This is a genomic window from Amycolatopsis silviterrae, assembly GCF_042684085.1.
Classification (GTDB): domain Bacteria; phylum Actinomycetota; class Actinomycetes; order Mycobacteriales; family Pseudonocardiaceae; genus Amycolatopsis; species Amycolatopsis silviterrae.
In genome coordinates, this window is record NZ_JBHUKS010000018.1 from 238,653 (window position 1) to 264,794 (window position 26,142).

The 26,142-nt window shown below is 69.8% G+C and carries 26 protein-coding genes; 11 read left to right on the forward strand and 15 right to left on the reverse strand.

The genetic code is table 11. The features are described from left to right. Positions 1-50 precede the first annotated feature (50 nt). The 3 genes from ACFSVL_RS26465 to ACFSVL_RS26475 form a co-directional block, all read right to left on the reverse strand. Entirely contained in the window at positions 51-1,322 is a 1,272-nt protein-coding gene (locus ACFSVL_RS26465; RefSeq protein WP_378308253.1) for an aminotransferase family protein, read from the reverse strand. Positions 1,323-1,391: 69 nt separating this feature from the next. Beyond that, positions 1,392-1,676, reverse strand: a complete 285-nt coding sequence (locus ACFSVL_RS26470; RefSeq protein ID WP_378308254.1) for a hypothetical protein — start codon at positions 1,674-1,676, stop codon at positions 1,392-1,394. A gap of 13 nt (positions 1,677-1,689) precedes the next feature. Beyond that, a complete protein-coding gene (locus ACFSVL_RS26475; protein ID WP_378308255.1) occupies positions 1,690-3,018 on the reverse strand; it encodes an MFS transporter in 1,329 nt (442 codons plus the stop codon). A 262-nt stretch (positions 3,019-3,280) separates the two neighbouring features. Here ACFSVL_RS26475 and ACFSVL_RS26480 point away from each other — a divergent pair, with 262 nt between their 5' ends. Beyond that, positions 3,281-3,961 carry a GntR family transcriptional regulator gene (locus ACFSVL_RS26480; RefSeq protein ID WP_378308256.1) on the forward strand — a complete coding sequence of 227 codons (681 nt, stop codon included), beginning with the start codon at positions 3,281-3,283 and terminating at the stop codon, positions 3,959-3,961. A gap of 7 nt (positions 3,962-3,968) precedes the next feature. On the opposite strand, the gene ACFSVL_RS26485 is transcribed toward ACFSVL_RS26480, so the two are convergent. Genes ACFSVL_RS26485 through ACFSVL_RS26495 form a run of 3 tightly spaced genes read right to left on the reverse strand, consistent with a single transcriptional unit; the run spans position 3,969 to position 5,612 of the window. Next, a complete protein-coding gene (locus ACFSVL_RS26485) occupies positions 3,969-4,397 on the reverse strand; it encodes an EVE domain-containing protein (RefSeq protein WP_378308257.1) in 429 nt (142 codons plus the stop codon). Further along, positions 4,394-5,251, reverse strand: a complete 858-nt coding sequence (locus ACFSVL_RS26490) for an NAD(P)H-binding protein (RefSeq protein WP_378308258.1) — start codon at positions 5,249-5,251, stop codon at positions 4,394-4,396. The genes ACFSVL_RS26485 and ACFSVL_RS26490 overlap by 4 nt, the downstream gene beginning before the upstream one ends. Continuing rightward, complete coding sequence (locus ACFSVL_RS26495; RefSeq protein WP_378308259.1) at positions 5,244-5,612, reverse strand: VOC family protein; 369 nt, start codon at positions 5,610-5,612, stop codon at positions 5,244-5,246. Before ACFSVL_RS26495 ends, ACFSVL_RS26490 begins: the two co-directional genes overlap by 8 nt. 62 nt (positions 5,613-5,674) lie before the next feature. Between ACFSVL_RS26495 and ACFSVL_RS26500 the strand changes: the two genes are divergently transcribed. Next, entirely contained in the window at positions 5,675-6,130 is a 456-nt protein-coding gene (locus ACFSVL_RS26500) for a MarR family winged helix-turn-helix transcriptional regulator (protein ID WP_378308260.1), read from the forward strand. Position 6,131: 1 nt separating this feature from the next. On the opposite strand, the gene ACFSVL_RS26505 is transcribed toward ACFSVL_RS26500, so the two are convergent. Next, positions 6,132-7,778, reverse strand: coding sequence for a thiamine pyrophosphate-binding protein (locus ACFSVL_RS26505; protein WP_378308261.1), 1,647 nt, complete (start codon positions 7,776-7,778; stop codon positions 6,132-6,134). Positions 7,779-7,951: 173 nt separating this feature from the next. On the opposite strand from ACFSVL_RS26505, the gene ACFSVL_RS26510 reads away from it, so the two are divergent. After that, entirely contained in the window at positions 7,952-9,319 is a 1,368-nt protein-coding gene (locus ACFSVL_RS26510) for a WS/DGAT/MGAT family O-acyltransferase (protein WP_378308262.1), read from the forward strand. Positions 9,320-9,335: 16 nt separating this feature from the next. Here the strand turns inward: ACFSVL_RS26510 and ACFSVL_RS26515 are convergent, their stop codons facing one another. Beyond that, positions 9,336-10,286, reverse strand: a complete 951-nt coding sequence (locus tag ACFSVL_RS26515) for an aldo/keto reductase (protein WP_378308263.1) — start codon at positions 10,284-10,286, stop codon at positions 9,336-9,338. An 86-nt stretch (positions 10,287-10,372) separates the two neighbouring features. Here ACFSVL_RS26515 and ACFSVL_RS26520 point away from each other — a divergent pair, with 86 nt between their 5' ends. Beyond that, positions 10,373-11,602 (forward strand): MFS transporter, encoded by a 1,230-nt coding sequence (locus tag ACFSVL_RS26520; RefSeq protein ID WP_378308264.1) that lies wholly within the window; start codon positions 10,373-10,375, stop codon positions 11,600-11,602. Here ACFSVL_RS26520 and ACFSVL_RS26525 read toward each other — a convergent pair. The 3 genes from ACFSVL_RS26525 to ACFSVL_RS26535 all read right to left on the reverse strand — a co-directional run bounded on the left by ACFSVL_RS26525 (position 11,559) and on the right by ACFSVL_RS26535 (position 14,447). Then, positions 11,559-12,044 (reverse strand): MaoC family dehydratase, encoded by a 486-nt coding sequence (locus ACFSVL_RS26525; protein WP_378308265.1) that lies wholly within the window; start codon positions 12,042-12,044, stop codon positions 11,559-11,561. The genes ACFSVL_RS26520 and ACFSVL_RS26525 overlap by 44 nt on opposite strands. 91 nt (positions 12,045-12,135) lie before the next feature. After that, complete coding sequence (locus ACFSVL_RS26530; protein ID WP_378308266.1) at positions 12,136-13,518, reverse strand: amidase; 1,383 nt, start codon at positions 13,516-13,518, stop codon at positions 12,136-12,138. Further along, complete coding sequence (locus ACFSVL_RS26535) at positions 13,500-14,447, reverse strand: D-2-hydroxyacid dehydrogenase (RefSeq protein WP_378308267.1); 948 nt, start codon at positions 14,445-14,447, stop codon at positions 13,500-13,502. The genes ACFSVL_RS26530 and ACFSVL_RS26535 overlap by 19 nt, the downstream gene beginning before the upstream one ends. A gap of 162 nt (positions 14,448-14,609) precedes the next feature. On the opposite strand from ACFSVL_RS26535, the gene ACFSVL_RS26540 reads away from it, so the two are divergent. Genes ACFSVL_RS26540 through ACFSVL_RS26550 form a run of 3 tightly spaced genes read left to right on the forward strand, consistent with a single transcriptional unit; the run spans position 14,610 to position 16,812 of the window. Further along, positions 14,610-15,350, forward strand: coding sequence for a maleate cis-trans isomerase family protein (locus ACFSVL_RS26540; RefSeq protein ID WP_378308268.1), 741 nt, complete (start codon positions 14,610-14,612; stop codon positions 15,348-15,350). Between the two features lie 46 nt (positions 15,351-15,396). Continuing rightward, complete coding sequence (locus ACFSVL_RS26545; protein WP_378308269.1) at positions 15,397-16,122, forward strand: maleate cis-trans isomerase family protein; 726 nt, start codon at positions 15,397-15,399, stop codon at positions 16,120-16,122. A gap of 3 nt (positions 16,123-16,125) precedes the next feature. Then, positions 16,126-16,812 carry a GntR family transcriptional regulator gene (locus ACFSVL_RS26550; RefSeq protein WP_378308270.1) on the forward strand — a complete coding sequence of 229 codons (687 nt, stop codon included), beginning with the start codon at positions 16,126-16,128 and terminating at the stop codon, positions 16,810-16,812. A gap of 86 nt (positions 16,813-16,898) precedes the next feature. Here the strand turns inward: ACFSVL_RS26550 and ACFSVL_RS26555 are convergent, their stop codons facing one another. The 4 genes from ACFSVL_RS26555 to ACFSVL_RS26570 form a co-directional block, all read right to left on the reverse strand. After that, positions 16,899-17,396, reverse strand: coding sequence for a GNAT family N-acetyltransferase (locus tag ACFSVL_RS26555; RefSeq protein WP_378308271.1), 498 nt, complete (start codon positions 17,394-17,396; stop codon positions 16,899-16,901). Between the two features lie 53 nt (positions 17,397-17,449). Beyond that, complete coding sequence (locus tag ACFSVL_RS26560; protein ID WP_378308272.1) at positions 17,450-17,935, reverse strand: DUF4262 domain-containing protein; 486 nt, start codon at positions 17,933-17,935, stop codon at positions 17,450-17,452. Positions 17,936-18,005: 70 nt separating this feature from the next. Continuing rightward, on the reverse strand, positions 18,006-19,061 hold the full coding sequence (locus tag ACFSVL_RS26565) for a tartrate dehydrogenase (RefSeq protein ID WP_378308273.1): 1,056 nt from the start codon (positions 19,059-19,061) through the stop codon (positions 18,006-18,008). Beyond that, the gene (locus ACFSVL_RS26570; RefSeq protein WP_378308274.1) at positions 19,058-20,521 is read right to left on the reverse strand and encodes an NAD-dependent succinate-semialdehyde dehydrogenase; all 1,464 of its coding nucleotides are present in this window, start codon (positions 20,519-20,521) and stop codon (positions 19,058-19,060) included. Before ACFSVL_RS26570 ends, ACFSVL_RS26565 begins: the two co-directional genes overlap by 4 nt. A 94-nt stretch (positions 20,522-20,615) precedes the next feature. Here ACFSVL_RS26570 and ACFSVL_RS26575 point away from each other — a divergent pair, with 94 nt between their 5' ends. The 4 genes from ACFSVL_RS26575 (at position 20,616) to ACFSVL_RS26590 (ending at position 26,115) form a co-directional block, all read left to right on the forward strand. Continuing rightward, entirely contained in the window at positions 20,616-21,872 is a 1,257-nt protein-coding gene (locus ACFSVL_RS26575) for an aspartate aminotransferase family protein (protein WP_378308275.1), read from the forward strand. Between the two features lie 3 nt (positions 21,873-21,875). Beyond that, complete coding sequence (locus ACFSVL_RS26580) at positions 21,876-22,376, forward strand: DUF3830 family protein (protein ID WP_378308276.1); 501 nt, start codon at positions 21,876-21,878, stop codon at positions 22,374-22,376. A gap of 785 nt (positions 22,377-23,161) precedes the next feature. Continuing rightward, positions 23,162-24,547, forward strand: a complete 1,386-nt coding sequence (locus ACFSVL_RS26585) for an FAD-binding oxidoreductase (RefSeq protein ID WP_378308277.1) — start codon at positions 23,162-23,164, stop codon at positions 24,545-24,547. A gap of 5 nt (positions 24,548-24,552) precedes the next feature. After that, positions 24,553-26,115: an acetolactate synthase large subunit gene (locus tag ACFSVL_RS26590; protein WP_378308278.1), complete on the forward strand. Its 1,563-nt coding sequence runs from the start codon at positions 24,553-24,555 to the stop codon at positions 26,113-26,115. Positions 26,116-26,142 lie beyond the last annotated feature (27 nt).

Consider the following 26,142-nt stretch of genomic DNA (forward strand, 5'->3'; position numbering starts at 1 on the left):
ACCGATGACCCGGTGCCGCCGCAGTGTCGTCAAGAGAGTGCCGTCAAGAGTCAGTTCTTCAGCAACCGGTCCAGCGCCTTCGGAACGGCCGACGCCAGCAGGTCCAGTTCCGTCTCGTCCGCCACCAGCGGCGGCGACACCGCCATCCCCTTGCCGAGCGAGCGCACGATCACGCCCTCCTCCAGCAGGAACTTGTGCAGCCGGCCGGGTGCGCCCGGGTCCGCGGCCAGCAGGTCGGGAGCCAGTTCCACCGCGGCCAGGAATCCCAGCCCGGCCCGGACTTCCGCGACCGCCGGATGTCCGACCGCGCCGGAAAGGGCGTCCGCGAGCGGCTTTTCCAGTGCCTTGCCGCGCGGGATGATGTCGTCGCGCTCGTAGATGTCCAGCGTCGCGTTCGCCGCGGCGCAGGCGACCGGGTGCCCGGCGTACGTCGCGCCGTGGCGCAGGATCGGCGCGCCCGGGCTGCCGGTGAAGAACGGCTCCGCCACGTGCGGCGCGACCAGCAGCACGCCCAGCGGGATCGTCCCGCTCGTCACGCCCTTCGCCGTGGTCACCAGGTCCGGCTGCACCGGCCAGCGGTCGATGCCGTACCAGGTGCCGAGCCTGCCCCACGCGCAGATCACGCAGTCCGCGACGAACAGCACCTCGTGGCGGCGGCAGATCGCCGCCACCTCCTCGATGTAGCCGTCCGGCGGAAGCAGCACGCCGCCCGCGCCGATCACCGGTTCGCAGAAGAACGCGGCCACCCGCTCCGGCCCCACGCGGAGGATTTCCTCCTCCAGCGCCGCCGCGTTGTCGTACGGCACCTGCGAGAAATCAGCGGCGGGCGGACCCCAGCCCTCCGCGTTCACCGGGATGCCTGCCGCGGCGGTGCCGAATCCGTGCGTGCCGTGGTAGCCCTGGGTCCGGCTGATGACGTGGGTCTTGTCCGGGCGTCCAGTGTGGACGAAGTAGGACCGCGCGATCTTCACCGCGGTGTCCACCATGTCCCCGCCGCCCGAACCGAGGAACACCTTCGACCCCGGCACCGGAGCCAGTTCGGACAGCCGCGACGCCAGCTTCAGCGCCGGCTCGTTCGCGACGCCGCCGAACAGGTTGTACGCGTCGAGCTTCTCCAGCTGCTCGGTGACCGCGCGGGTGATCTCGGGACGGCCGTGGCCGAGGTTCGAGTACCACAGCGAAGCGGAGGCGTCGAAGTAGCGACGGCCCGCGTCGTCCCACACGTAGGACCCCTCGCCGCGGGTCACCACGAACCGGTTCCCGTCGACCGCGCCCATGTCCGCGAACGGGTGCCACAGCGGGTTCGGCTGCTGGTCCGGCATTGCTCCTCCTCGGGGTCGGCTCAACCGGCCGGCGCCGCGGGGAGCGGCGACCGGCCGCCGCCGCCCTTTCTACCCGCCCGGCCGGGGATCGGCGAACCGCGACCCCTCGACGCGCGCCATCGCGGAACTCCGCAGCCCGGCGTCCCGATGGCTCCGATGGCGCTGTCCCCGGCCGGGCAGACTGGGCGCGGACCGCCGCGCCGGACGGAAGCACGCCAACTCGCCCTTGTACAGCTCGGCGGAGCGGACCAGATCGGCGTAAGCCTCGACGTGGATCCGGTTGATGGCGTCGTGCGCGTCGCGGGCGGCCGCGTCGAGCCACGCGCAGTAGTCGTTCCGGGTCTGGGTCCGCATCGCGCGCCCCCGCTCAGACGTTTTCGGTGGTGGCGACCTGGGCGCCGTCGGGAGCCGAACTGAGCGACGCGCCCCGCCGGTCCTTGACGAAGAAGCTCGTGATCAGACCGATCACGGTCACCACGGCGAGGTAGCCGCCGACCGCGTAGACCGTTCCGGTGCGGGTCTGCAATGCCTCGGCGATGGTCGGCGCGAACGCCCCGCCGAGCACCGCGCCGATCGCGTACGAGATCGCCGCGCCGCTGTAGCGGACCGACGTCGGGTACATCTCCGAGTACAGCGCCGACTGCGGGCCGTAGGTGAGCCCGAGCCCGACCGAGAAAAACACCAGCGCGAGCACCAGCAGCCCGACGCTTCCCGTGTTGACCAGCGCGAAGAACGGGAACATCCAGACCAGCTGCAGCACGAAGCCGATCTGGTAGGTGCGCACGCGGCCGATCCGGTCGGCCAGCCAGCCGCCGGCGAGCGTGCTGATCAGCCAGGCGACCGCGGAGATCATCACCGCGATCAGGACGATCGACCGGTCGAGGTGCAGCGATTTGGTCGCGTACGACTGCACGTATCCGCCGGTGGTCATGTACCCGACGGCGTTGTTGGCCGCGAACAGCAGCGCGCCCGCGATCACCAGCTTCCAGTGGTGCCGGAACAACTGCACCAGCGGCATGCTCGACCGCGCCTTCTTCTCGCGGACCTCCTCGAACACCGGGCTCTCCGCGACCCGCGACCGGATCATCAGGCCGGCGACGATCAGCACGACACTCAGCAGGAACGGGATCCGCCAGCCCCACGCGAGGAACTGCTCCGGCGTCGTCAGCGCGGTGACCAGCGCGAGGACGCCGTTGGCCAGCAGCAGCCCGATCGGCACGCCGATCTGCGGAAACGCGCCGTACAGGCCACGCCGGTCAGCGGGGGCGTGCTCGACCGCGAGCAGCGCCGCGCCGCCCCATTCGCCGCCCGCCGACAGCCCCTGCACGATGCGCAGCAGCACCAGGAGGATCGGCGCCCACACGCCGATCGACGCGGTGTTCGGCACCAGGCCGATCAGCACCGTCGAGATGCCCATCAGCAGCAGGGTGAGGATCAGCATCGCGCGCCTGCCGAGCCGGTCGCCGAGATGCCCGGCGATCACCGCGCCGATCGGGCGGAAGAAGAAGCTGATGCCGACCGTCGCGAACGACAGGATCAGCGCGTCCTTGCCGAGCACCGCGAAGTACTGCGTCGCGAAGACCAGTCCGGCACAGATCGCGTAGATGAAGAAGTCGAACCATTCGATCGTCGTGCCGACCATGGCCGCCAATACGACCCGGCGGTGCTCTGGACTGATCCCGGTCGTGCGCGGCATCGCGCCTCCCCTGCTGCGGACGGTGCTCTAGGACATAACAGCCGTGGCAGATCGTATATAATCAGTCGTCGCCCCGACAAGCCTCAATGCGGTAACTGACCAGGCCCGTTGCCCTTTAGTACGCCCCATCCGCAGCGTGAGCGCCTCTTTCACGCGGCGCAACACGGCTGTCGACTGTATATTATTTAGCACGGCGAACGGACCGGTTACCGTGGCCTGGACAACCCCGCCCCGGCGGGGCTGCGAAGGGGAGGCGACAGGGATGTCCACAGCGGATGAACGGAATGGCGGGCTCAGCAAGAGCCAGCACACCTATCAAGTGCTGAAATCCCGGATCACCGCGGGCGCGTACCCGGCGGGACACCGGCTGGTCCTCGGCTCGCTGGCCAAGGAATTCGACGTGAGCACGGTCCCGGTGCGGGAGGCGGTGCGGCTGCTGCAGGCCGAGGGGCTGGTCCACTTCGAACGCAACGTCGGCGCGACCGTCGCGGCGATCGACCCGGTCGGCTACGAGCACACGATGCAGATGCTCGCGATCGTCGAAAGCGCGGCCACCGCCCTCGCCTCGCCGCATCTGACCGAGGACGACCTCGCCGAGGCGACGGAACTCAACGACCGGATGCGCATCGGCCTCGACCAGCTCGAACCGGTCGAATTCACCCGGCTCAACCACGAGTTCCACGAGGTGCTCTACTCCCGCTGCCCGAATCCCAGCCTGGTCGACCTGGTCAAGAAGGGCTGGGCGCAGCTGGCCACGATCCGCGATTCGACGTTCTCCTTCGTGCCCGCCCGCGCGCTCGCCTCGGTCGCCGAACACGACCAGCTGCTCGACCTGATCCGCGCCCGCTCCGGTCCCGAATGGATCGAGCACTGCGCGCGGGCACACCGGTCGGCGACGCTGGACGCGTTCCTCAGCTGGGAAGCGGACGCGCACCCCAGCTGAGGCACCTTCACGCGGCCAGGTGCGCGACGATCGTCGAGAAATCCCGCTGCGGAATCTGAAACAACCCGCGGCGAAACGGCAAACCCCAATGAGTGGGGTCGGCGATAAAGGACAACTGCTCGACAAGCGGTTTCGCGTCCACTCGTTCGCAGGCATGAAAGGTGACCGCGAGCCGCCATGGCTGGAAGTTCTCGCTGACGTAAGCCTGATAAGGCTGGTCGCCGGTAATGGTGGCCCACGCGGTGAACTGCCGGACCGGTTTTCCTCCCTGCAAGCTCGTGCGCGGCGAGTAAAAGATCATCTCGTCGCCGGGACGGGGCTGGCGAAGCCGTTTGCCAGCCCCGTGATCCGCCTGCGTGAAGCCGCCCTCGATGGCCGCTTCGACGTGGTCCAGGGTGACGGTGTTGATCCAGAACCGCTGGTCGGGGCTGTTCACTGTGCCGTCAAACCCTCGACAAGGCCGGTCGTCGGCCTGCCCAGGAGCCGGGAGAGATCGTTGCCGACCCGGGCGAAAACCCCGGCGGCAATGGTTTCGTCGAGACTGACCAGGAAGCTGGCCAGCCCGTCGTCCATTCCCGACTTGAGGAGCAGTGCCCGCAATTCTTCGGGAGCGACCGGCCGATACTCGACTTCTCGTTCCAGCACGACTGACATCGCTTTGGCAATGTCGGCGTAGGTGAAGTCCGTGTCCCCGGAAAGGCTGTAAGTGACGTTGTCGTGCCCAGCTGTGGTGACCACGACCGCCAAGGCCTCCGCCAGGTCCTTCCGGCTGGCTGCCGCGACGACCGCGTCACCAGTCGCGGCAGCGAGAACGCCGGTGAAGCGAGGGCCAGCCAGCGACTGCTGGAAGTTCTCGATGTACCAGGTGTTCCGCAGGATCGTGTACGGCACACCGGAAGCGACGAGAGCTTCCTCAGTCGCCCGGTGGTCCGCATTGATCTCGAACCGGTCGTCGTCGGCTCGGACGCCGCTCGTGTAGTAGACGTGCTGGACGTTCGCGTTCTTCGCGGCCTCGATGACCGACTCGTGCTGCGCCAGCCGGTTCGGGTCCCGGCCTGAGATCAACACGACTTCGCGGTGCCTGGCCACGAGTTCCGCGACGTCGGCGGAATCCGACAGATCGACGGCCGCGGTGGCGAACCCGGCGGAAGCAAGCTCCCCGAGACGCGCGTGGTTCCGGCCGGCCGCGGTGATCGTTGCGGGGTCAATTCCCCTGGCCACCAGCGCGTTCAGGGCGTGGCGGCCGAGTGCTCCGGTAGCCCCGAAAACCAGGGCGCTCGCCTCAGCCACGGTCGTGGAGGGTGACGTGGTAGCCGTCGGGGTCGGCGAAGGTGAACGTCCGGCCGAAGGGACCGTCGATCGGCGCGGAGACGATGCGGTGGCCGTCGGCGGCGAGAGCGTCGTGAATGGACTGGACGTCGGTCGCGTGGAGCCAGATCGCGACGCCGATGCCGGGCTGGGCGGCGGACGCGAGATCGGTGCCGGAAATGACCTCGCGGAGCGCGAACGCGATCGGCTTCGTCTCGAAGACGACGGCGTGCGGCGGCCCGGCCGGCGAGCGGACGAGGCCGAGGTACTGCTCGTAGAACGCCTGCGAAGCGCTCAGGTCGCGCGCTTGCAGCGAGAGGAAGTCGGGGCCGGTGGCGGGCATGAAGCTGTTCCTTTCTTCGTGTCAGTCTTCTGACATAGCCCAATGTATGTCAGAATCCTGACATGAGTCAAGGCGGGGTGGATCTGAACACGTCACTGGGCTATCTGCTGAAGGAAGCCTCCAGCGTCCTGCGCACGGCGATGGAGGAGGTGCTGCGGCCGCTCGGGATGAACGTGACGCACTACTCCTGCCTCGAACTGCTGGCCCAGCGCCCTGGCCTGTCGAACTCCGAACTCGCGCGGGGCGCGTTCGTGACCCGGCAGACGATGAACGTGCTGCTCCAGGCCCTGGAGCGGGACGGCTACGTGACCAGGCCGACGGAAGCGCCGGTCGGGAAGGCCCTTCCCGCGCGGCTCACCCCGCGCGGGCGGCGGAGCCTGGAGAAGGCGACCGCGGCGGTCCGGTCCGTCGAGGTCAGGATGCTGTCCGGGATGACCGAGGCCGAGCAGGCGGCTGCCTTCCGGAGCCTGCGGAGCATGATCGATTCCCTGCGCGAAGACCCCGAAGAACCCGCCTAGCTCAGCTGCGCGGTTTCCGGTACCACCGCGGCGAAGTGTTCAGCGGCGGCTTCAGCTTCGCGCGCACGACCAGGACGTTCGGCTCGTCCGATTCCACGAACTCGCTCAGCAGGCGGCGAAACGCGCGGCCGAAACCGGACACGCGGTCCGCGTGCACGCCGAACGAGCGGGCCAGTCCGACGAAATCCGGGCTGTCCCAGTCGACCCCGCGGTGCGGCAGGCCTTCCTGGTCCTGATCGAAACGCAGCATGCCGTAGCCGCCGTCGTCCACCACCACGACGGTGACCGGCAGCTGTTCCTCGGCGAGCGTCGCCAGATCTCCTACCGCGTAAAGGAAACCGCCGTCACCGGTGACGCACAGGACGCGTCCGCCGCCGACTGCCTCAGCTGCCGCACCCGCGCCGAGCGACGCCGGGAAGCCGTAGCCGAGCGTGCCCCAGCCCATCGGGTAAGCCAGCCGGCGCGGGGCGCGGACCCGGTGGAAGCCGCCGATCCAGTATCCGGCGACGCACATGTCCGTGACGATCGTGCCGTCCGCGGGGAGCACTTCCTCCAAAGTGGACAGAAAGTCGGCGGCCTGCGGTTCCTCGTCGCGGATGCGCCTGCGCACCCGGCGGCCGATGCCAGCCAGCCGCGCGGTCAGCTCCTCCAGCCCCGGCCGCGGTTCCGGGTGCAGGGACTCGACGACGCGGCGGGCGTCGCCGACCAGGGTGACGTCCGGCCGGTAGTTCTTCGCCGCGTCGCCGGCGTCGACGTTGATCGCGATCAGCTTCGGCGGCGCGGGCATGTTCCAGTTCTGCGTCATCAGGCCGTCGAAGTCGGTGCCGATCGCGAGCACCACGTCGGCCTCGTCCCACAGCTGCCCGACCTCCGGCGCGTGCACCGGATTCGGGGCCAGGCAAGGATGATCGAGCGGAAGCAGGCCGCGCGCGCCGAACGTGGTGAGCACCGGCGCGGCCAATCGCTCGGCGAGATGCCCGATCGCTTCGCCCGCTTCGGCACGCAGCGCACCGCCGCCCGCCCAGATCAGCGGACGGCGCGCGGACGCCAGCAGGTCCGCCGCACGCGGCAGGTCCGGCAGGTCGAGGACGCGCTCGGCGGGCGGCGCGGGCGGTTCGCGCGGCGGGGTGGTCTCGCGGAGGAAATCGGTCGGAATGCCCAAATACACCGGACCGCTTTGCGGCATCAGCGCGAGCCGGGCGGCACGGTGCAGCGTCGTGCCGATCTGGTCCGCGCGGTGCACGGTGAATCCGGCCTTGGTCACCGGCGCGAACATCGCCTGCTGGTCGGAAGTTTCGTGCAGCACCCCGCGCACCACACCCGGACGGCGCAGCGTCGACGGAATGTCCGTGGCGATCACGAGCACCGGGGCCGCGGACGCCATCGCTTCGCCGACCGCGCCGAGCGTGTTCGCCGCGCCGGGACCGGTGGTCACGAGAGCGACGCCGAGTTTTCCCGTCCTGCGGGCATAACCGTCGGCCGCGTAGCCCGCGGTCTGTTCGTGCCGGACGTTGACGAGCCGGATCCCGGTGTCCGCCAACGCCTCCCACAGCGGCAGGTTGTGTACTCCCGGCAGGCCGAACACCACCTCGGTCCCGAGAGCCGTGAGCGCGTCCCCCAGCTGCTGAGCTCCAGTCCGTCCTGCCACGCCAGCGATGGTATCCGCCTCCGGTAAGCAGCCGCCGACACGGCACCGGACAGGGTTTGTCATCGCTTGTCCCCCACCTGGCCGCGCGAGGGGCGAGCCGCCGCCTTTTTCGTGCGTACACTCCGGGGGCCGGGCACGCCGAGGTTCCCGGCGCCGCGGAAAGGGGTGGCCGAATGCCGTTGATGCCGGTGACCGACTCGATGTTCCTGATGGTCGAGACCCGCGAGCACCCGATGCACGTCGGCGGGCTCCAGCTGTTCCGCAAACCCGACGGCGCGGGCGAGGACTATCTGCGCGATCTCCGCCGAAGCCTGCTGGAATCGGACAACATGCGCGGCGTGTTCCGGATGCGGCCGAGCCGTCCGGTGAACACGGTCGGGCACGTGCGCTGGTCGCGGGACACCGATCTGGAGCTCGACTACCACTTCCGGCATTCCGCGCTGCCGCAGCCGGGCCGGATCCGCGAACTGCTCGAACTCACCTCGCGCTGGCACAGCACGCTGCTCGACCGGCACCGGCCGCTGTGGGAAACGCACCTCATCGAGGGACTGCGCGACGGCCGGTTCGCGGTGTACTCGAAAATTCATCACGCGCTGATGGACGGCGTCTCCGCGCTGCGGCACCTGCAGGGCACGCTGTCGGACGACCCCGCCGACCTGGACTGCCCGCCGCCGTGGGGATCACGGGAGAAGCCCGCCGCGAACCGGAACGGCCACTCGTCCGCGTCGCCGTTCGCCCTGGTGGGCAAGACGTTCGAGCAGGTCGCGGGCATCGCGCCGGCCGCGGCGAAGGTGGCGCGCGAGGCGTTCCGCGAGCACCGGCTCACGCTGCCGATGCAGGCGCCGAAGACGATGCTGAACGTGCCGATCGGCGGCGCGCGCCGGTTCGCCGCGCAGTCCTGGCCGCTCGAGCGGGTGCGCGAGGTCGCGACCGCCGCGGGCGTGTCCCGCAACGACGTCGTGCTCGCGATGTGTTCCGGCGCGCTGCGCGACTACCTCATCGAGCAGAGCGCGCTGCCGGACGCGCCGCTGGTCGCGATGGTCCCGGTGTCGCTGCGCCGCCGCGACTCCGGCGACGCGACCGGCAACAACATCGGCGCGCTGCTCTGCAACCTGGCCACCGACGAGACCGACCCGGCGCGGCGGCTGGCCGCGATCTCCGAGTCGATGTCGAACGGCAAGAAGCTGTTCTCGCAGCTGTCGCCGCTGCAGACGCTGCTGCTGTCCGGGATCAACGTGGCCCAGCTCGGCGCGTCGCCGATCCCCGGTGTCGTCGGCAACACGCGGCCGCCATTCAACCTGGTGATCTCGAACGTCCCCGGCCCGCGCAAGCAGATGTACTGGAACGGCGCGGCGCTCGACGGCATCTACCCGGCGTCCGTGCTGCTCGACGGGCAGGCCTTGAACATCACGCTGACCAGCAACGGGGACAATCTCGACTTCGGCATCACCGGCTGCCGGCGCAGCGTCCCGCACCTGCAGCGGATCCTGACGCACCTGGACACGGCGCTCGCCGAGCTGGAATTCGCGACCCGGTCGTAGCCGGTCAGTCAGCCGGTCAGTCGATGCCTTCCGGGCTGGCCCCGCCGACCGGCACGGCATCGGCGCTGATCCGGTCGATCTCGGCGAGGTCGGCCGGGGTGAGCGGGAAGCCGGCCGCGCTCTTCTCGATGCTGGCGGGGCGGCGGGCGCCGACGATGGCGACGTCGGCCTTCGCCAGCGTCCACGCGATGGCCAGCTGGCTCACCGTCCCGCCACGCTCCTCGGCGAACGCGGTAAGCCGGTCGACGATCTTCAGGTTGTGCCGCAACGGGTCGCCGCGGAAAGCGGACGAACGCGACCGCCAGTCCGACGGGTCGAACACCGTGTCGGCGATCAGCGAGCCGGTGAGCAGACCGCTGCCGAGCGCGCTGTAGGCGAGCACACCGACGTTGTGCGCGCGGGCGTACGGGAGCGGATCGGCTTCGGCACCGCGCCGGAACAGGTGGTAGGGCACCTGCACGGTTTCCACCGTCTCGTTCAACGCGCTGAGCTGCGTGGCGTCGTAATTCGACACTCCGGCGTGGCGGATCTTGCCCGCGTCCACGAACTCTTGCAGCGTCCCGGCGACCTCCGCGGCTGGCGTGCGCGGGTCTGGCCAATGGATCTGGTAGAGGTCGAGGTGATCGACGCCGAGCGCGCGCAGGCTCTCGTCCACCCCTTGGGTAAGCCACGCTCGACGCGAATCGCGGATCCGGTCGGAACCGGGGTGCGTCCCGCCTTTGGTGGCGATGACGACGCCGTCGCGGCGATGGTCCAGCTCACTGCGCAGCGCTTTGCCCAGGAGCGCTTCGGCGGTGCCGTAAGCCCGTGCGGTGTCGAAGAGGGTGATGCCGAGTTCGTGCGCGCGCCGGATCGCGGCGACCGCGGTGTCCTCGTCGAAGCCGCCCCACTGCCCGCCGAATCCGCCGGTGCCGAAGGCGATCCGGGACACTTCGAGGCCGCTGCGGCCAAGAATCGTCGTCCGCATGAGCCGAGCACAGCACTCCTCGCTTGCCCTCGGCGAGCGGTCCCAGCTGCTGATTATTCGGTTGACAGTCCGAGGATGCTCGCGAAGTGAGCCTTCTGGAGCCGTTGCGGCACCGCAGTTTTCGCGCCCTCGCCGCCGGGAGGACGCTCGGCGTCTTCGGCAATTCGGTCGCTCCGGTCGCGCTCGCGTTCGCGGTGCTCGACCGCACCGGCTCGGCGGTCGACCTCGGGCTGGTGGTCGGGGCTCGGTCGCTGGCGAACGTGCTGCTGCTGCTTTTCGGCGGGGTGCTCGCGGACCGGCTGCCGCGCGCGGTGATCCTGCAGGGCACCGAGATCGCGGCCGGGCTCAGCCAGGCGTTGATCGCCGCGAGTGTCCTTTGTGGATTCGGCTCGGTGCCGTTCCTGGTCTCGCTGAGCGTGGTCAACGGGGCGGTCGCGGCGATGTCGCTGCCCGCCGCGGGGGCGATCACTCCGCAGACCGTGCCGAGGGAGCTGCTGACCCCGGCGAACGCGCTGCTGCGGCTGCTGATCAACAGCGGTCGCATCGCCGGGGCCGGGGCCGCCGGGGTCGCGGTGGCGGCGGCCGGATCCGGCTGGGCGCTGGCGGTGAACGCGCTGGTGTTCTTCGCCGCCGCGCTCGCCTATCACGCCGTCCGGCTGCCGCGGACCGAGCGAACTTCCGGCGCACGGCCGATCGCCGACCTGATCGCCGGATGGCACGAGTTCCGTTCGCGCACCTGGGTGTGGGCCGTGGTGGCGCAGTTCGCCTTCGTCAACGGCGCAGGCATCGGCATGCTTCTGGTCATCGGGCCGGTCGTCGCGGACGAGACGTTCGGACGCTCTGGATGGGGACTGGCGCTGGCGATGCAGACGGCGGGCGCGCTGCTCGGCGGGATCGTCGCCGCGCATTGGCAGCCTCGGCGCGCGTTGTTCGCCGGGGTGCTGCTGGTGATGGTGGAAGCGTTGCCGGTGCTGACGCTCGGCTGGTGGCCGTCGCTCGTCCCGCTGCTGATCGCGATGCTGCTGGCCGGGCTGGCGATGGAGCAGTTCAGCGTCGCCTGGGACGTTTCGCTGCAGGAACACATCCCGCCCGACCGGCTCGCCCGCGTGTACTCCTACGACATGCTGGGTTCACTCGCCGCGATGCCGCTCGGGCAGATCGCGGCGGGTCCCCTCGTGCGGCACTTGGGCCGCGAACCGGTGCTCGTCACGTGCGGGGTGCTGATTCTCGTCTCGACCGGGCTCGCGCTGTGCAGCCGCGAGATCCGGCAGCTCACGAACCGGCAGGCGGCTCCGGTCGCACCGACAGGAAGTTGACCGCGCTCGCGCTGAACACCAGCTCGCCGTCGCCGTTGAACACTTCCATCCGGGTGCGGATGAGTCCGCGGTCCGGCTTCGACTTCGACCGCCGCGCCTCGGTGACGGTCGCCCGCATCCGCAGCCGGTCCCCCGGCCGCACCGGACGCGGCCAGCGCAGTTCGTCGATGCCGGGGCTGCCGAGGCTCGCGACCGACGACAGGTAGTGGTCGGCGAACATCCGCATCATCAGGCTGGACGTGTGCCATCCGCTCGCGATCAGCCCGCCGAACGGGCCCTCCTTCGCCGCCACCGGGTCGGTGTGGAAGCTCTGCGGGTCGTACTTCCCGGCGAACTCGATGATCTCCGCTTCGGTGACGCTCGTGTCGCCGAACTCGTACACCGACCCCTCGGGATAGTCCTCGAACCAGCGGTCGTCGATGGGCGCGGTGAACTCGGTCATGCCGGACAGCCTGCCACAGCGGGACGCGCCGGAAACGTGCCAAGAATCTCGCTGGCTGGAGTGGCGCTGGCGGGAATCTCGCTGGCGGGCGTCACGGCGCGGCCCAGGGCCGGACCTCCTCCAGCAGCTTGGCCACGGCCAGCACCAGGTCGTCCGAATGCCGCGGGCCCACGATCTGCAGCCCCACCGGGAGGCCGGATTCGGTGCGCCCGGCCGGAACGCTGATCGCCGGCTGCTGCGTCATGTTGAACGGGTAGGTGAACGGCGTCCACTCCGGCCATTCGGTCATCCCGCTGCCCGGCGGCACGTCGTGCCCGGCCTCGAACGGCGGGATCGGGACGGTCGGCGTGAGCAGCACGTCGTAGCGGGTGTGGAACTCGCCCATCCGGATGCCGAGCGCGGCGCGTTCCGCGGTCGCGTCGAGGTAATCGCCCGCCGAGTAAGTACGGCCCTTTTCCCACACGCGACGCAGGCCAGGGTCGACCCGCGGCTCGCTGCCCGGCGGGAACGCGTCAAGCGACTTCGCCGCACCCGCGCACCACAGCACGTCGAAGGCGTCCTTCGGGTCGCCGAACCCGGGGTCGGCCTGCTCTACCTGCAGCCCGGCATCGGCGAGCGACTGCACCGCCGACGCGACGATCGCCGCGACTTCCGGGTCCACGTCGACAAAACCCAGCGTCGGCGAGAAGGCCGCGATCAGCCCGCGCACGTCGCGCCGCACGGCCTCGCGGTACGCGCTGATCGGCGGTTCGAGCGCGGTCGGGTCGCGATGGTCCGGCATCGCGAGGGCGTCCAGCAGCAGCGCGGTGTCGTCCACGCTGCGCGCCATCGGACCGGCGTGCGCGAGCGGGCCGAACGGGCTCGCCGGGAACAGCGGGATCCGGCCGTGGGTCGGCTTCATCCCGACGATTCCGCAGAACGACGCGGGAATCCGCACCGAGCCGCCGCCGTCGGTGCCGACGGACAGCTCGCCCATCGCCGCCGCGACCGCCGCCGCGCTGCCACCGCTGGACCCGCCCGCGGTCATCCGCGGGTTCACCGGATTGCGCGTGACGCCCGCGAGCGCGCTGTCGGTGACGCCCTTCCACGCGATCTCCGGCGTGGTCGTCTTGCCCAGCACGACCAGGCCCGCCTCGCGCATCCGCGCCATCACCGGGCTGTCGACCTCCCACGGCTGGTCGGCCGGGATGCTCGTGGAACCGCGCAGCGTCGGCCAGCCCTGGGTGAGGAAGATGTCCTTGATCGACGCGGGAACGCCGTCGAGCCAGCCGATCGGATTCCCGTCGCGCCAGCGGACTTCGGCCGCCTTCGCCTGTTCGAGCGCGCGGTCGGCGTCGACCAGGCAGTAGGCGTTGATCTCGCCGTCCCGGTCCTCGATGTTCTGCAGGGCGCTCTTCGTCGCCTCGACCGGCGACAGCTCGCCGGTGGCGTAGGCGGCGACGAGCTCGCTGGCGGTCAGTTCCCGGTCGCCCATCCGGCGCCTCCCTGCGATTCGGACGGCACATACCCGAGCCGTTTGTCCACGACGTTCCACAGCGGCTCCCCGGCGAGCCAGCGCCGGAAGTTCCCCGCGAACACCTCGACCAGGGTCCGCCGCCAGCCGTGGAAATCGCCCGACATGTGCGGGGACAGCAGCACGTCCGGCATGGTCCACAGTGGACTTTCGGCGGGCAGCGGCTCGGTTTCGAACACGTCGAGCGCGGCCCCGGCGATCTCCCCGGCCCGCAACGCCGCGATCAGATCGGAGGTGACCACCAGTTCGCCGCGGCCGACGTTCACGAACCGCGCGGACGGTTTCATCGCGGCGAACGCGGCGGCGTCGAACATGCCCTTGGTCTGGCCGGTGAGCGGCGCGACCGCGACGACGTAGTCGAAGCCGGGTAGAAGCCGCGTCAGCTCGGCCGACTCGTGCACCACCCCGAAATCCGGATCCCCGACGCGGGCCCGCCGTCCGGCCCCGGACACGCGCATCCCGGCCGCGCGCAGCATCCGCGCGATGGCCCGGCCGATCGGCCCGGTGCCCACCACGAGCACCTCCCGCCCGGCGATCCGCTCGGTCTCGCGGTGCTGCCACGTCCCGGCGCGCTGCAGGTCGAGCGACCGCGCGAAGTCCTTGGCGAACGACAGCACGACGCCGAGCACGTACTCCGCGATGGCGTCGTCGAACACCCCGCGCGAGTTCGTGAGCACGACGTCGCTCTCGCGCAGCCCGGGGAACAGCACCGGATCGACGCCCGCGCTCGCGATGTGCAGCCACCGCAACCGGTCCGCCGCGGGCCAGGCCCCGGGGACGGCCCCGGACAGGAAGTCGTAGACGAACAGCGCGTCGGCGCCGGCGAGCGCGCCGGCGAGTCCGCGCTCGTCGGTGTAACGAACTACCGCCGCGTCTTCGATAGCGGCCATGTCCGGTGGTTGGTCTGCCCCGCAGAGCACTGCCAGAACGGGGGTTTCCGGGGCATTCACGATTGACACGGTAAAAGTGGCTCGTATGATTGTCAACAATCCGAGGACCACCCCCGGAGCACCGGACGGGCATCGGCACAGGCGTATTCCGGAGGCTGAACCTTGGATCTGGACTTCCTCGCGTTCGAGGGCCCGCTCGCCCAGCGCGGCATCGGCGTGATCGCGCCGTTCGACCTCGCGCTCGAGCGCGAACTGTGGCGCTGGGTGCCGATGGAGGTGTCGCTGCATCTCGCCCGCACCCCGTACGAACCCGTCCCGGTGAGCATGGAGATGGCACAGCTGGTGAGCGACAGCAGGCACCTCGCCACGGCCACCCGCGACGTGCTGCACGTCGAGCCCGAGGTGGTCGCGTACCTGTGCACCTCAGGCAGCTTCGTGAACGGCATCGACTACGAACGCTCCCTCACCAAGGCGATCTGCGACGCGGGCGCGCCGGACGCGGTCACCACCTCCGGTGCCCTCGTCGAGGTGCTGCACCAGCTCGACCTGCACCGCGTCTCGGTGCTCACGCCGTACGACGCGGACCTCACCGGCAAACTCCACGACTTCCTCGCCGAGGTCGGCGTGGACACCGTGTCCAGCGACCACCTCGGGCTGGGCGGCGGCATCTGGAAGGTCAGCTACCGCACCATCGCCGAGCGGATCCTGGCCGCGGACCACCGCGACGCCGAGGCGATTTTCGTCAGCTGCACCAACCTCCCCACATTCGACCTGATCGAACCGCTGGAGAAGGCACTCGGCAAACCCGTGCTGACCGCCAACCAGCTGACCATGTGGGCGTGCCTGCGGCGGATGCGGCTGCCGATCGTGGGCCCCGGCCAGTGGCTGCGGGAGGTGTCTTGACCCGTCCCGCTAACATTGTCGACAATTTGCGCATCCCGGAGGTTTCGTGACCACGATCGGCTTCATCTACCCCGACCACGCGGCCGAGGACGACTACCCGCTCGCGGAACAGCTTCTCGGCGGCGCCGACGGCGACATCAGCCTGCCGGTCGCGCACATCTACGGCACCGACCTGCACGCGGTGCCGGAACTGCTCGACCTCGGCAGCGAAACCCGGCTCGCCGAAGGCGCCCGGCTGCTCGCGAAGCACCAGCCGGAGGCCGTCGTGTGGGCTTGCACGTCCGGCAGCTTCGTGTACGGCTGGGACGGCGCGCGGAACCAGGCCGACCAGCTCGCCAAGGCCGCCGGAGTGCCCGCTTCGAGCACGTCGTTCGCCTTCGTGCACGCGGCGAAAGCCCTTGGCGTGCAACGCGTCGCGGTGGCCGCGAGCTACCCCGACGACGTCGCCCGGCTGTTCGTGGACTTCCTCGCCGCCGGCGGCGTCGAGGTGCTCTCGATGTCCAGCGCGGACATCGACACCGCCGCCGAGGTGGGCCAGCTCGCGCCCGAGGCCGTGGTGGACCTCGCGGTGAGCCACGACCACCCGGACGCCGACGCGGTCCTCGTGCCCGACACCGCGATGCGCACGCTCGGCGAGATCACCGCCATCGAGGAGAAACTCGGCAAGCCGGTGCTGACCGCCAACCAGGTGACCGTGTGGGAGGGCCTGCGGCTGACCGGCACGAACAGGCTGGTGCGTTCGCTGGGCGCGTTGTTCCGGACGAAGGGCTGAGCCGTGGTCGCACTGCCTGACATAGAGCCGGTGAGCCGGGAATCGACCGCCGCCGTGATCGCCCGCCAGCTGCGCGACGCGATCATGACCGGCGCGCTGCCGCCGGGCACCCAGCTCGGCGAGACCGACCTGGCCGCCCGCTTCCAGGTGTCGCGCGGCCCGCTGCGCGAGGCGATGCAGCACCTCGTGTCTGAGGGCTTGCTGCGCAGCGAACGCCACCGCGGCCTGTTCGTGATCGACCTCGAACCGGCGGACGTGCTCGACATCTACCTCGCCCGTTCGGCCGTGGAAAGAGCCGCCCTCCTGTGCGCCTTCCGCGGCGACCGCGACGCGGTGGCCGCGACACTGGAACAGAACGTGGCCGACATGGCGGCGGCCGCGGACGATCCGGCCGCGCTGTCCGAGGCGGACCTCCGGTTCCACGAGGCGCTGATCAACGCCTCCGGCAGCAAACGGCTGGTGCGCATGGCCCGGACGCTGCTGATCGAGACGCGGATGTGCCTGACGTTGCTGCAGAGCACGTATCAGGGCGTGGAGGATCGGCTGGAGGAGCACACACGGATCATCGAAGCCCTGCGCTCGGGCGACGAGGAGACCGCGCTGCACTTGCTGGACGCGCACATGGATGACGCGATCAGCCGGTTGCTGCCGGGGCGGAGCCTGAAGGACGGCGTCGTCGCGGCTGAGTGAGGTCGTGAGTGGCCACGCCGGTGCTAACCGGCGAAAGCACTCACGAGCCCTTGCGCTGCGGCGACGGAACGCGCCCGCTGAACAGCTCAGGCCGACAGCGAGATCCAGTACCGCCGCACCGGTCCGTGGTCGGTCTGGCGAAGTTCTTCCAGCACCCCGCCGGCGTGTTCGATCGTCTTGGCGGAGGCCAGGTTCTCCGCCGCGCACACCAGGAGCACGCGAGACAGGCCCCGGCTCCGCGCTTCGTCCAGCATCTGGCGCAGTGCCCAGGAGCCGAGGCCACGGCCACGCGCCGAGGGACGGATGCCGAAGCCGATGTGCCCAGCCCACCGCACATACTCGGCTGGCCCAGAACGCAAGGCGATCCCGCCCAGCACCTGGCCGCCCTCGACCAACCAGCGGTAGACGGCGCACCCCTGCGTCAATTCCGTTACCCAGGCGGCGAATCCCGCTGGCGAGCCGACCTCGGCCGAGGCGGCGGCGGACAGGCCGAAACCGTCCTCGTGGAGGCCTGGACCCCATTCGGCGTGCACTTCCAGCCAGGCGCGGTGCAGGCGGACCGTGGGTGCCAGAAGTTCGGGCATGATCCGATTCTACCGGTCGAAAGCGCGGGAAACTCTTTCGCGGCAAGAAGAACTCAGGCATCGCGCACCCCCAGCACGGGCTGTCCGCCGAGGCCGAGGTTGTAGTGCGGCGACCACGGGAACCGCCCCTCCGGGTCCGCGTAGACGAGCTGTACCGCCTGGATTTCCTCGCCATAGCAGGAAACCGCGACGTCCAGGTGCACGGCGGGGGTGCTGATCCGCACGGCTTCCACTCGCGGCAGCCGGGGCAGCAGCCACTGCTGCCCGGGTATCGGCGGGCCGGTCTGCAGCGCGTGTTCGGCCGCGACGTCGAGCAGATACACCGCTTGGTACGGCGGCAATCCGGTGACGGCCAGCTCGGGCATGCCTTGCGCGGTCAGGCCCGCGGTGTACGCCCAGGACGGCCGGGAACCCGTTCCCAGCACGCCCTGGACGCACCACCCGTACTCCCGGATCTGGTCCAGCGCCTCGGTCAAGTACAGCGGCTCGATCAGGTACTGCGGCCCGGATCTTTCCGGCTCCTCGCACATCTGGCACATGGGTGCCTCCTCCCCTCGGGACCCGTCGGCGGGTCACGAGGAGAGTCAAGCGCGCGGCACCGACAAAAAATCAGCGGAGCGAAGCGGCCACCGCGGCGCCGAGCGCGGTTGTGGTAGCGGTTCCGCCGAGGTCGGGGGTGAGCGTTTCGCCCGCCGTCAGCACCTCGTCGACCGAAGCTCGGATCGCTTGCGCGGCAACGGTTTCCCCGAGGTGGTCGAGCAGCATCGCCCCGGCGAGGATCTGCGCGACCGGGTTCGCGATGCCCTGTCCGGCGATGTCCGGAGCACTCCCGTGGACCGCCTCGAACATCGACGGAAACTCACCTGATGGGTTGATGTTTCCCGACGGGGCCATGCCTAGTCCGCCGGTGATCGCGGCCGCGAGATCGCTCAGGATGTCGCCGAACAGGTTCGACGCCACCACCACGTCGAGCCGGTCCGGAGCCTGCACCATCCGCGCGACCAGAGCGTCCACATGGCACTGTTCCGCGCGGACGTCCGGGTACTTCGCCGCGACCTCGGCGAAAATCTCGTCCCAGTAAGGCATCGAGTGGATCAGCCCGTTGGACTTCGTCGCCGAGGTGACGTGTTGAGAACGCGTGCGCGCGAGTTCGAAGGCGTACCGGATGATCCGTTCCACCCCGACCCGCGTGAACACCGATTCCTGCAGCACGAACTCGTCCGGCCGACCGGCGTTGTGCCGTCCGCCGATCGCCGAGTACTCGCCCTCGGAGTTCTCCCGGACGATCACCATTTCCAGCTCGTCCGCCTTCCGCCCGGCCAGCACCGAGGTGGTGCCCGGAAGCAGCCGGACCGGCCGCAGGTTGACGTATTGCTGGAACGCCCGCCGCAACGGGATCAGCAGGCCCCACAAAGAAACGTGGTCGGCCACGCCGGGGAAGCCGACCGCGCCGAGCAGGATGCCGTCGAAGCCCGACAGCTGCTCGACCCCGTCGTCGGGCATCATCGCGCCGGTCTTCGCGTACCGCTCGCAGCTCCAGTCGAATTCGGTCCACTCCAAGGAGAATCCGTACTTCGCCGCGGCCGCGTCGAGGACCCGGCGCGCTTCGATCGTGACGTCGACCCCGATCCCGTCGCCCGGGATGCTGGCAATCCGGTGTGTCACAGGCTCACCGCGATGTACTTGGTCTCCAGGAACTCGTCGATGCCGACCGTGCCGCCCTCGCGGCCGAGCCCGGACTGCTTGACCCCGCCGAACGGAGCCGCCGGGTTGGACACGATGCCCTGGTTGAGGCCGATCATCCCGGCCTCCAAGCGTTCCGACACCCGCAGCGCGCGCTTCAGGTCGCTGGTGAACAGGTAGGACACCAGGCCGAACTCGGTGTCGTTGGCCTTCGCGACCGCCTCGTCCTCGGTGTCGAACGGCGTGATCGGCGCGACCGGGCCGAAGATTTCCTCGCTGGCCAGCCGGGCGTCCACCGGGACGTCGGTGAGCACCGTCGCCGGGTAGAAGTGCCCAGGGCCGTCGACCCGCGATCCGCCGGTGAGCACCCGCGCGCCCTTGTCGGTGGCGTCCTTGACCAGCTCGGTCACCTTGTTCACCGCGGCCTCGTCGATGAGCGGGCCGACCACGACGCCCTCGTCGGTGCCGCGGCCCATCGGCAGCGCCTGCATCCGCTCGGTGAGCCGGCGGGAGAACTCCTCGGCGACGCCGCGCTGCACGTAGAACCGGTTGGCCGCGGTGCACGCCTCGCCGATGTTGCGCATCTTGGCCTGCATCGCGCCCTCGACCGCGGCGTCCAGATCCGCGTCGTCGAACACGACGAACGGCGCGTTGCCGCCCAGCTCCATCGACGTGCGCAGCACCTTCTCCGCGCACTGCTCCAGCAGCTTGCGGCCGACCCCGGTCGAGCCGGTGAAGGACAGCTTGCGCGCGCGTCCGTCGCGGATCAGCGGCTCCATCACGCCGCCCGCGTCCTTGGTGGTGACGACGTTCAGCACGCCTTCGGGCAACCCGGCGTCGGCGAGGATCTGCGCGAGCGCGAGCATCGACAGCGGCGTCTGCGCGGCGGGCTTGATCACCATCGTGCAGCCCGCGGCGACCGCAGGGCCGATCTTGCGCGTGCCCATCGCCATCGGGAAGTTCCACGGCGTGATCAGCAGCGTCGGGCCCACCGGCTGGCGGGCGATCAGGAACCGGCCCGAGCCGTTCGGGGCCACCGCGTAGCCGCCGTCGATCCGCACCGCCTCCTCGGCGAACCAGCGGAAGAACTCGGCGGCGTAGGTGATTTCCCCGGCGGCCTCGGCCAGCGGCTTGCCCATCTCCAGGGTCATCAGCAGCGCCAGTTCGTCGCGGCGCTCGATGAGCTTGTCGTACGCGCGGCGCAGGATTTCACCGCGTTCCCGAGGCGCCACCGCCGCCCAGCCGGCCTGCGCCGAAACGGCCGCGTCGAGCGCCGCGAAGCCGTCTTCCTGCCCGGCGTCCGCGACCTGGCACAGCACCTTGCCGGTGGAAGGGTCCTGCACGTCGAAGGTCTTCCCGCTGCGCGCGGCGACCCACTTGCCGCCGATGAAGAGTTCCTTGCCGACCGCGCCCACGACGCCGTTCTCGGTGATCCCGCTCATCCAGGTTGCTCCTGTTCCTGTTGTCCCGAACTCATGCTATGGATATTGTCAACAATCGACAACCGTCTCCACCCGCATCCAAGGAGGGCGCCGGATGGCCCAGCTTTCCCCGCTGCTCAAGCAGGCAACGCCCGTCGTCGTCGACCACGGTGAAGGGGTTTACCTCTACGACGTGGACGGGAAACGTCATCTCGACTTCACCGCGGGCATCGGGGTGACCAGCACCGGGCACTGCCACCCGCGCGTGGTCGAGGCCGCGCGCGAGCAGATCGGCAAGCTCGTGCACGGCCAGTACACGACGGTCATGCACAAACCGCTGCTCGAACTGACCCGCAAGCTCGGCGACGTGCTGCCGTCCGGGCTCGATTCGCTCTTCTACGCGAACTCCGGCAGCGAAGCCGTCGAGGCCGCGCTGCGGCTGGCCCGGCAGGCGACGAAGCGGCCGAACGTCATCGTGTTCCAGGGCGGATTCCACGGCCGCACGGTCGCCGCCGCCACCATGACCACCTCCGGCACGCGGTTCAGCGCGGGCATCTCGCCGCTGATGTCCGGCGTGCACGTCGCGCCGTTCCCGTACGCGTACCACTACGGCTGGGACGAGGAGACCGCGACGAAGTTCGCCCTGCGCGAGCTGGACTACCTCTTCCAGACCGTCTCCGCGCCGAACGAGACGGCCGCGTTCTTCATCGAACCGGTGCTCGGCGAGGGCGGCTACGTTCCGGCCAACACCGCGTTCATGGCCGGGCTGCGCGAGCGCGCCGACCGGCACGGCATCCTGCTGGTGCTCGACGAGGTGCAGGCCGGGTTCGGCCGCACCGGCAAGTTCTGGGGCCACGACCACTTCGACGTCCGCCCGGACGTGGTGCTGATCGCGAAGGGCCTCGCCAGCGGCTTCCCGCTGTCCGGCATCGCCGCTTCGGAAGAGCTGATGGCGAAGGCGTACCCAGGTTCGCAAGGCGGCACGTACGGCGGCAACGCGGTGTCGTGCGCGGCAGCGATCGCGACACTCGACGTCATTCAGGACGAAGGCTTGGTCGAGAACGCCGCGGAGCGCGGCCGTCAGCTCCTGGAGGGCGCGCGCGTCATCGCGGACAAGACGCCGGCTATCGGCGACGTACGCGGTCTCGGGCTTCTCGTGGGCACTGAGTTCACTACTGCGGACGGCGAACCGGACACGGCCACCGCGCAGGCCGCGCAGCAGGCGGCCGCCAAGAGCGGACTGTTGTTGCTCACCTGTGGTGCGTACTCGAACGTCGTGCGCATGGTGCCGCCCCTGGTCGTCAATGCGGAACAGGTGGACGACGCATTGCGCATCTGGGGCGAGGTCGTCACTTCGGTCACGGGGAGCTGAGCCATGGCGCGCTACATCACCATCAGCCTCGACAAGCGCGGCGTCACCTGTCGTGCCCGGCTGCTCGACGAAGAAGCACCGCGCACCTGCAAGGCGGTGTGGGACGCGCTTCCGCAGAGCAGTTCGGCGTACCACGCGAAGTACGCGCGCAACGAGGTCTACACGCTCGTGCCGCCCTTCGCGGAACCCAAGCCGGGCCGCGAGAACCCGACCATTACCCCGATTCCGGGCGACGTCGTCTACTTCGGCTTCGAGGCATGGGAAATCGGCAATCCGGCGTACGGCTACGACGAGGGCAGCGAGGCGCACAGCGACCAGGGTGCCACGGATCTCGCCATTTTCTACGGCCGCAACAACCTCCTGATCAACGGCGACGCCGGCTGGGTGCCCGGCAACGTGTTCGCGACGATCGAGGAAGGCCTGTCCGAGATGGCCGCGGCCGCGCAGGATCTGTGGCTGCGCGGCGTGGAAGGCGAGACGCTGTCGTTCGCCCGCGCCGACTGACGCGTCACCCGGCAAGGGCCGGTTCCTCCGCTACGGAGGGGCTGGCCTTTTTCGTAGTCCCGATCGGGCCAGATTGTCTCTCCGGAGTGAGGCCGGGTTAACCCTCCGCGATCATGAACCCGGGCCGGGAATCGCTGCCGGACAAGGGATCCGGGCCCGATGATCACCCGGCGGTGTGAACCTCGGCAACTCACCAATCGTGGCTTCACGTTCACCGGTTCGAGGGGCCACGCCGCCCGGTTGCCGCAACGCACGTCTGCTACCCAGGGTGATCGGACGCAGCCTTCGCTACGAACCGTGGCGAAGAGTCCACAGTGCACCCCCGGCGGCAAACCCGAAAGCCTTACATGTTTAACATGGGAAGATTCCCCGGCCGCCGATCCGTTGCCAGCACTGGGAAAACCGCGTTTTGACACCGTGAGCGCACCGATGGAAATCTGCGTTGGCTCCTCGCGAGAGCACCACAGAAGAACAATCCGAACAAGGAGCCCCTCAATGCAGATGTTCACCCAGCACGTGCACCACGGCCACGACCTGATCTCGGGTCTGCTCGCGCACCTGGCGCACGTGCTCGGCTGGCTCGTCTGACCGGCACCGAGGATTAACCCAGGGGCCGGCCTGTTGGCGCGGGCCGGTCCCTGCTGTGGTTCTCCCCCCCTTCCTGGCCACGCGCGCGGCGTGGCCTTTTTCGTGTCCGCGTCGGCTAACGTGAAAACTATTCATGGCCAGTCGAGCAGCAGAACGGCTAGGCTTCGGCCAGACGTACGCGCGCACGAGGGAGTGGCATGGGCGAGATCGCAACACAGCTGGCAGGTGCCGTCGGAGCGGGGAACCTGCTGACCGGTGACGCGATTTCCGACGACTACGCGCACGACGAGGCGCTCAGCACGCCGGGTCAGAAACCCGCGTACGTCGCGAAGCCGGCCACCGCCGAAGAGGTCTCCGCGCTGGTGAAGATCGCCGCCGCCGAGGGCATCCCGGTGACCGCGCGGGGGTCCGGCAGCGGGCTGTCGGCCGCGGCCCGGCCGGTCGAAGGCGGGCTGCTCGTTTCGTTCGAGCGGATGAACTCGGTGCTCGAGATCGACACCGGCAACCACGTCGCCGTGGTCCAGCCGGGCGTCACGCTGGCCGAACTCGACGCGAAGACCGCCGAGCACGACCTCACCTACCCCGTCTACCCCGGAGAACTGAGCGCGAGCGTCGGCGGCACCGTCGGCACCAACGCCGGCGGCATGCGCGCGATCCGCTACGGCATCACCCGCGGCAACGTCTCGGGTCTGCAGGCGGTGCTCGCGACCGGCGAGATCATCCGTGTCGGCGGCCGGATGTCGAAAATCTCCAGCGGCTACGACCTCACCCAGCTGATCATCGGCTCGGAGGGCACGCTCGCGCTGGTGACCGAGGTGATCGTGAAGCTGCAGCCGCGGCTGCCGCACGGCGCTACGGTGCTCGCCCCGTTCGACGATTTCGAGCAGGTCATGGCGGCGGTGCCGAAGATCGCCGCGAGCGGTCTCGCCCCGCAGATCCTCGAGTACATCGACAACATGACGATGGCCGCGATGGTCTACAACGACAAGCTCGAACTGGGCGTCCCGGCGGAAATCCGCGACCGGACCCAGGCGTATCTGGCCGTGGCGCTGGAAAACCGCGTGGCCGACCGGCTCGGCGAGGACGTCGAGACACTCGGCGAACTGCTGGTCGAACTCGGCGCGACCGACGCGTACGTGCTCGAAGGCAATGCCGCGCGCAAGCTCATCGAAGCCCGAGAGAAGGCCTTCTGGAACGCCAAAGCCGCGGGAGCGGACGACATCATCGACGTGGTGGTGCCGCGGACCGCGATGCCGCAGTTCATGGCAAAAGCCCGCGAGCTGGCGATGGCCACCGGCGGCGGCGCGCTCGGCTGCGGGCACGCCGGTGACGGCAACGTCCACCTGGCGATCTTCTGCAAGGACCCGGACACGCGCTCGCAGCTGCTGACCGACATCTTCGGTTACGCGTACGAGCTGGGCGGCGCGATCTCCGGCGAGCACGGGCTCGGCCGCACCAAGACGAAGTACTACGCCAAGCTCGAAGACCCGGCGAAGCTCGATCTGCTGCGCCGGGTCAAGGAAAGCTTCGACCCGGCCGGGATCCTCAACCCCGGCGTTCTGTTCGCGCAAACCGGAAAGTGAGCACAGTGAGCACGCTCAACGGCGCCCAGTCCCTCATCCGCACGCTCGTCGACAGCGGGGTCGACGTGTGCTTCTCCAACCCCGGCACGTCGGAGATGCACTTCGTCGCCGCGCTCGATTCGGTGCCGGAGATGCGCGGCGTCCTCGCGCTGTTCGAGGGCGTCGTGACCGGTGCCGCGGACGGGTACGCGCGGGTCGCCGGCAAGCCCGCGGCGACGCTGCTGCACCTCGGGCCCGGGCTGGGCAACGGCCTGGCGAACCTGCACAACGCGCGGCGCGCGCACACGCCGGTGGTCAACGTGATCGGCGACCACGCCACCTATCACAAGCAGTACGACGCCCCGCTGGAATCGGACATCGACGCCATCGCGGGCTCGCTTGAAGGCTGGGTGCGCCGGTCGGGACACACCAAGGACGTCGGCGCGGACGCGGCGGCGGCGGTCGCGGCGGCGCAGGACGCGCCGGGCCGGGTCGCGACGCTGATCCTGCCCGCCGACGCGTCGTGGGGCGAGGGCGGCGAAACGTGCGCGCCGATTCCGCCGCGCATGCCGCAGACCGTCGACGCGACGACCGTGCAGAAGATCGCGGACGTGCTGCGCAGCGGTGAACCGGTGGCGTTGCTGGTCGGCGGATCTGCTTGCCACGAAGCCGGTTTGCGCGCGACCAGCCGGATCGCCACGGCGACCGGAGCGAAGGCGCTCGCCGAGACGTTCCCGGCACGGCTGGAGCGCGGCGCCGGACTGCCGAACATCGAACGGCTCGGGTACCTCGCCGAGCAGGCCAAGTACCAGCTGGACGGCATCAAGCACCTGATCGTCGCGGGCACGAAGGCCCCGGTGTCGTTCTTCGCCTATCCGGGCATGCCGAGCGAGCTGACCCCGGAAGGCGCGGACGTCCACGTGCTCGCGACGGTCGGCCAGGACGTCGCCGCCGCGCTGGAAGCAGTCGCCGCGTTGGTAGCCGCGGACACCGAGCCGGTCCTGCAGGAAGCCGGACGGCCGGAGCTGCCGAGCGGTCCGCTCACCGTGCAGAACTGGGTCGACGTGATCGGCGCGCTGCTGCCGGAGAACGCGATCATCGTGGACGAGGCGAACACGTCCGGTCTCCTGCTGCCCGCCGCGACCGCGGGCGCGCCGCGGCACGACGTGCTGACCCTGACCGGCGGCGCGATCGGCTACGGCATGCCGGTGGCCGTCGGCGCGGCGATCGCGGCTCCGAAGCGGCCGGTGATCAACCTCGAATCCGACGGCAGCGCGATGTACACGATCTCCGCGCTGTGGACGCAAGCCCGCGAGAACCTCGACGTGACCACGGTGGTGCTCAACAACAACGCGTACGCGATCCTGCGGATGGAGCTGCAGCGCGTCGGCGCGTCCGGCGACGGGCCGCGCGCGAAGGAGCTGCTGGACATCGGGCGTCCGGACCTGGACTTCGTGAAGATCGCCGAGGGCATGGGCGTTCCGGCGTCCCGGGCGACGACGGCGGAGGAGCTGGCTGAGCAGTTCCGGCGCGCAGTGGCTGAGCCGGGGCCGCACTTGATTGACGCGAGTGTGCCGCCGCTCCTCTAGCTCGTGAGTGGCAATCCCGGTTCTAAC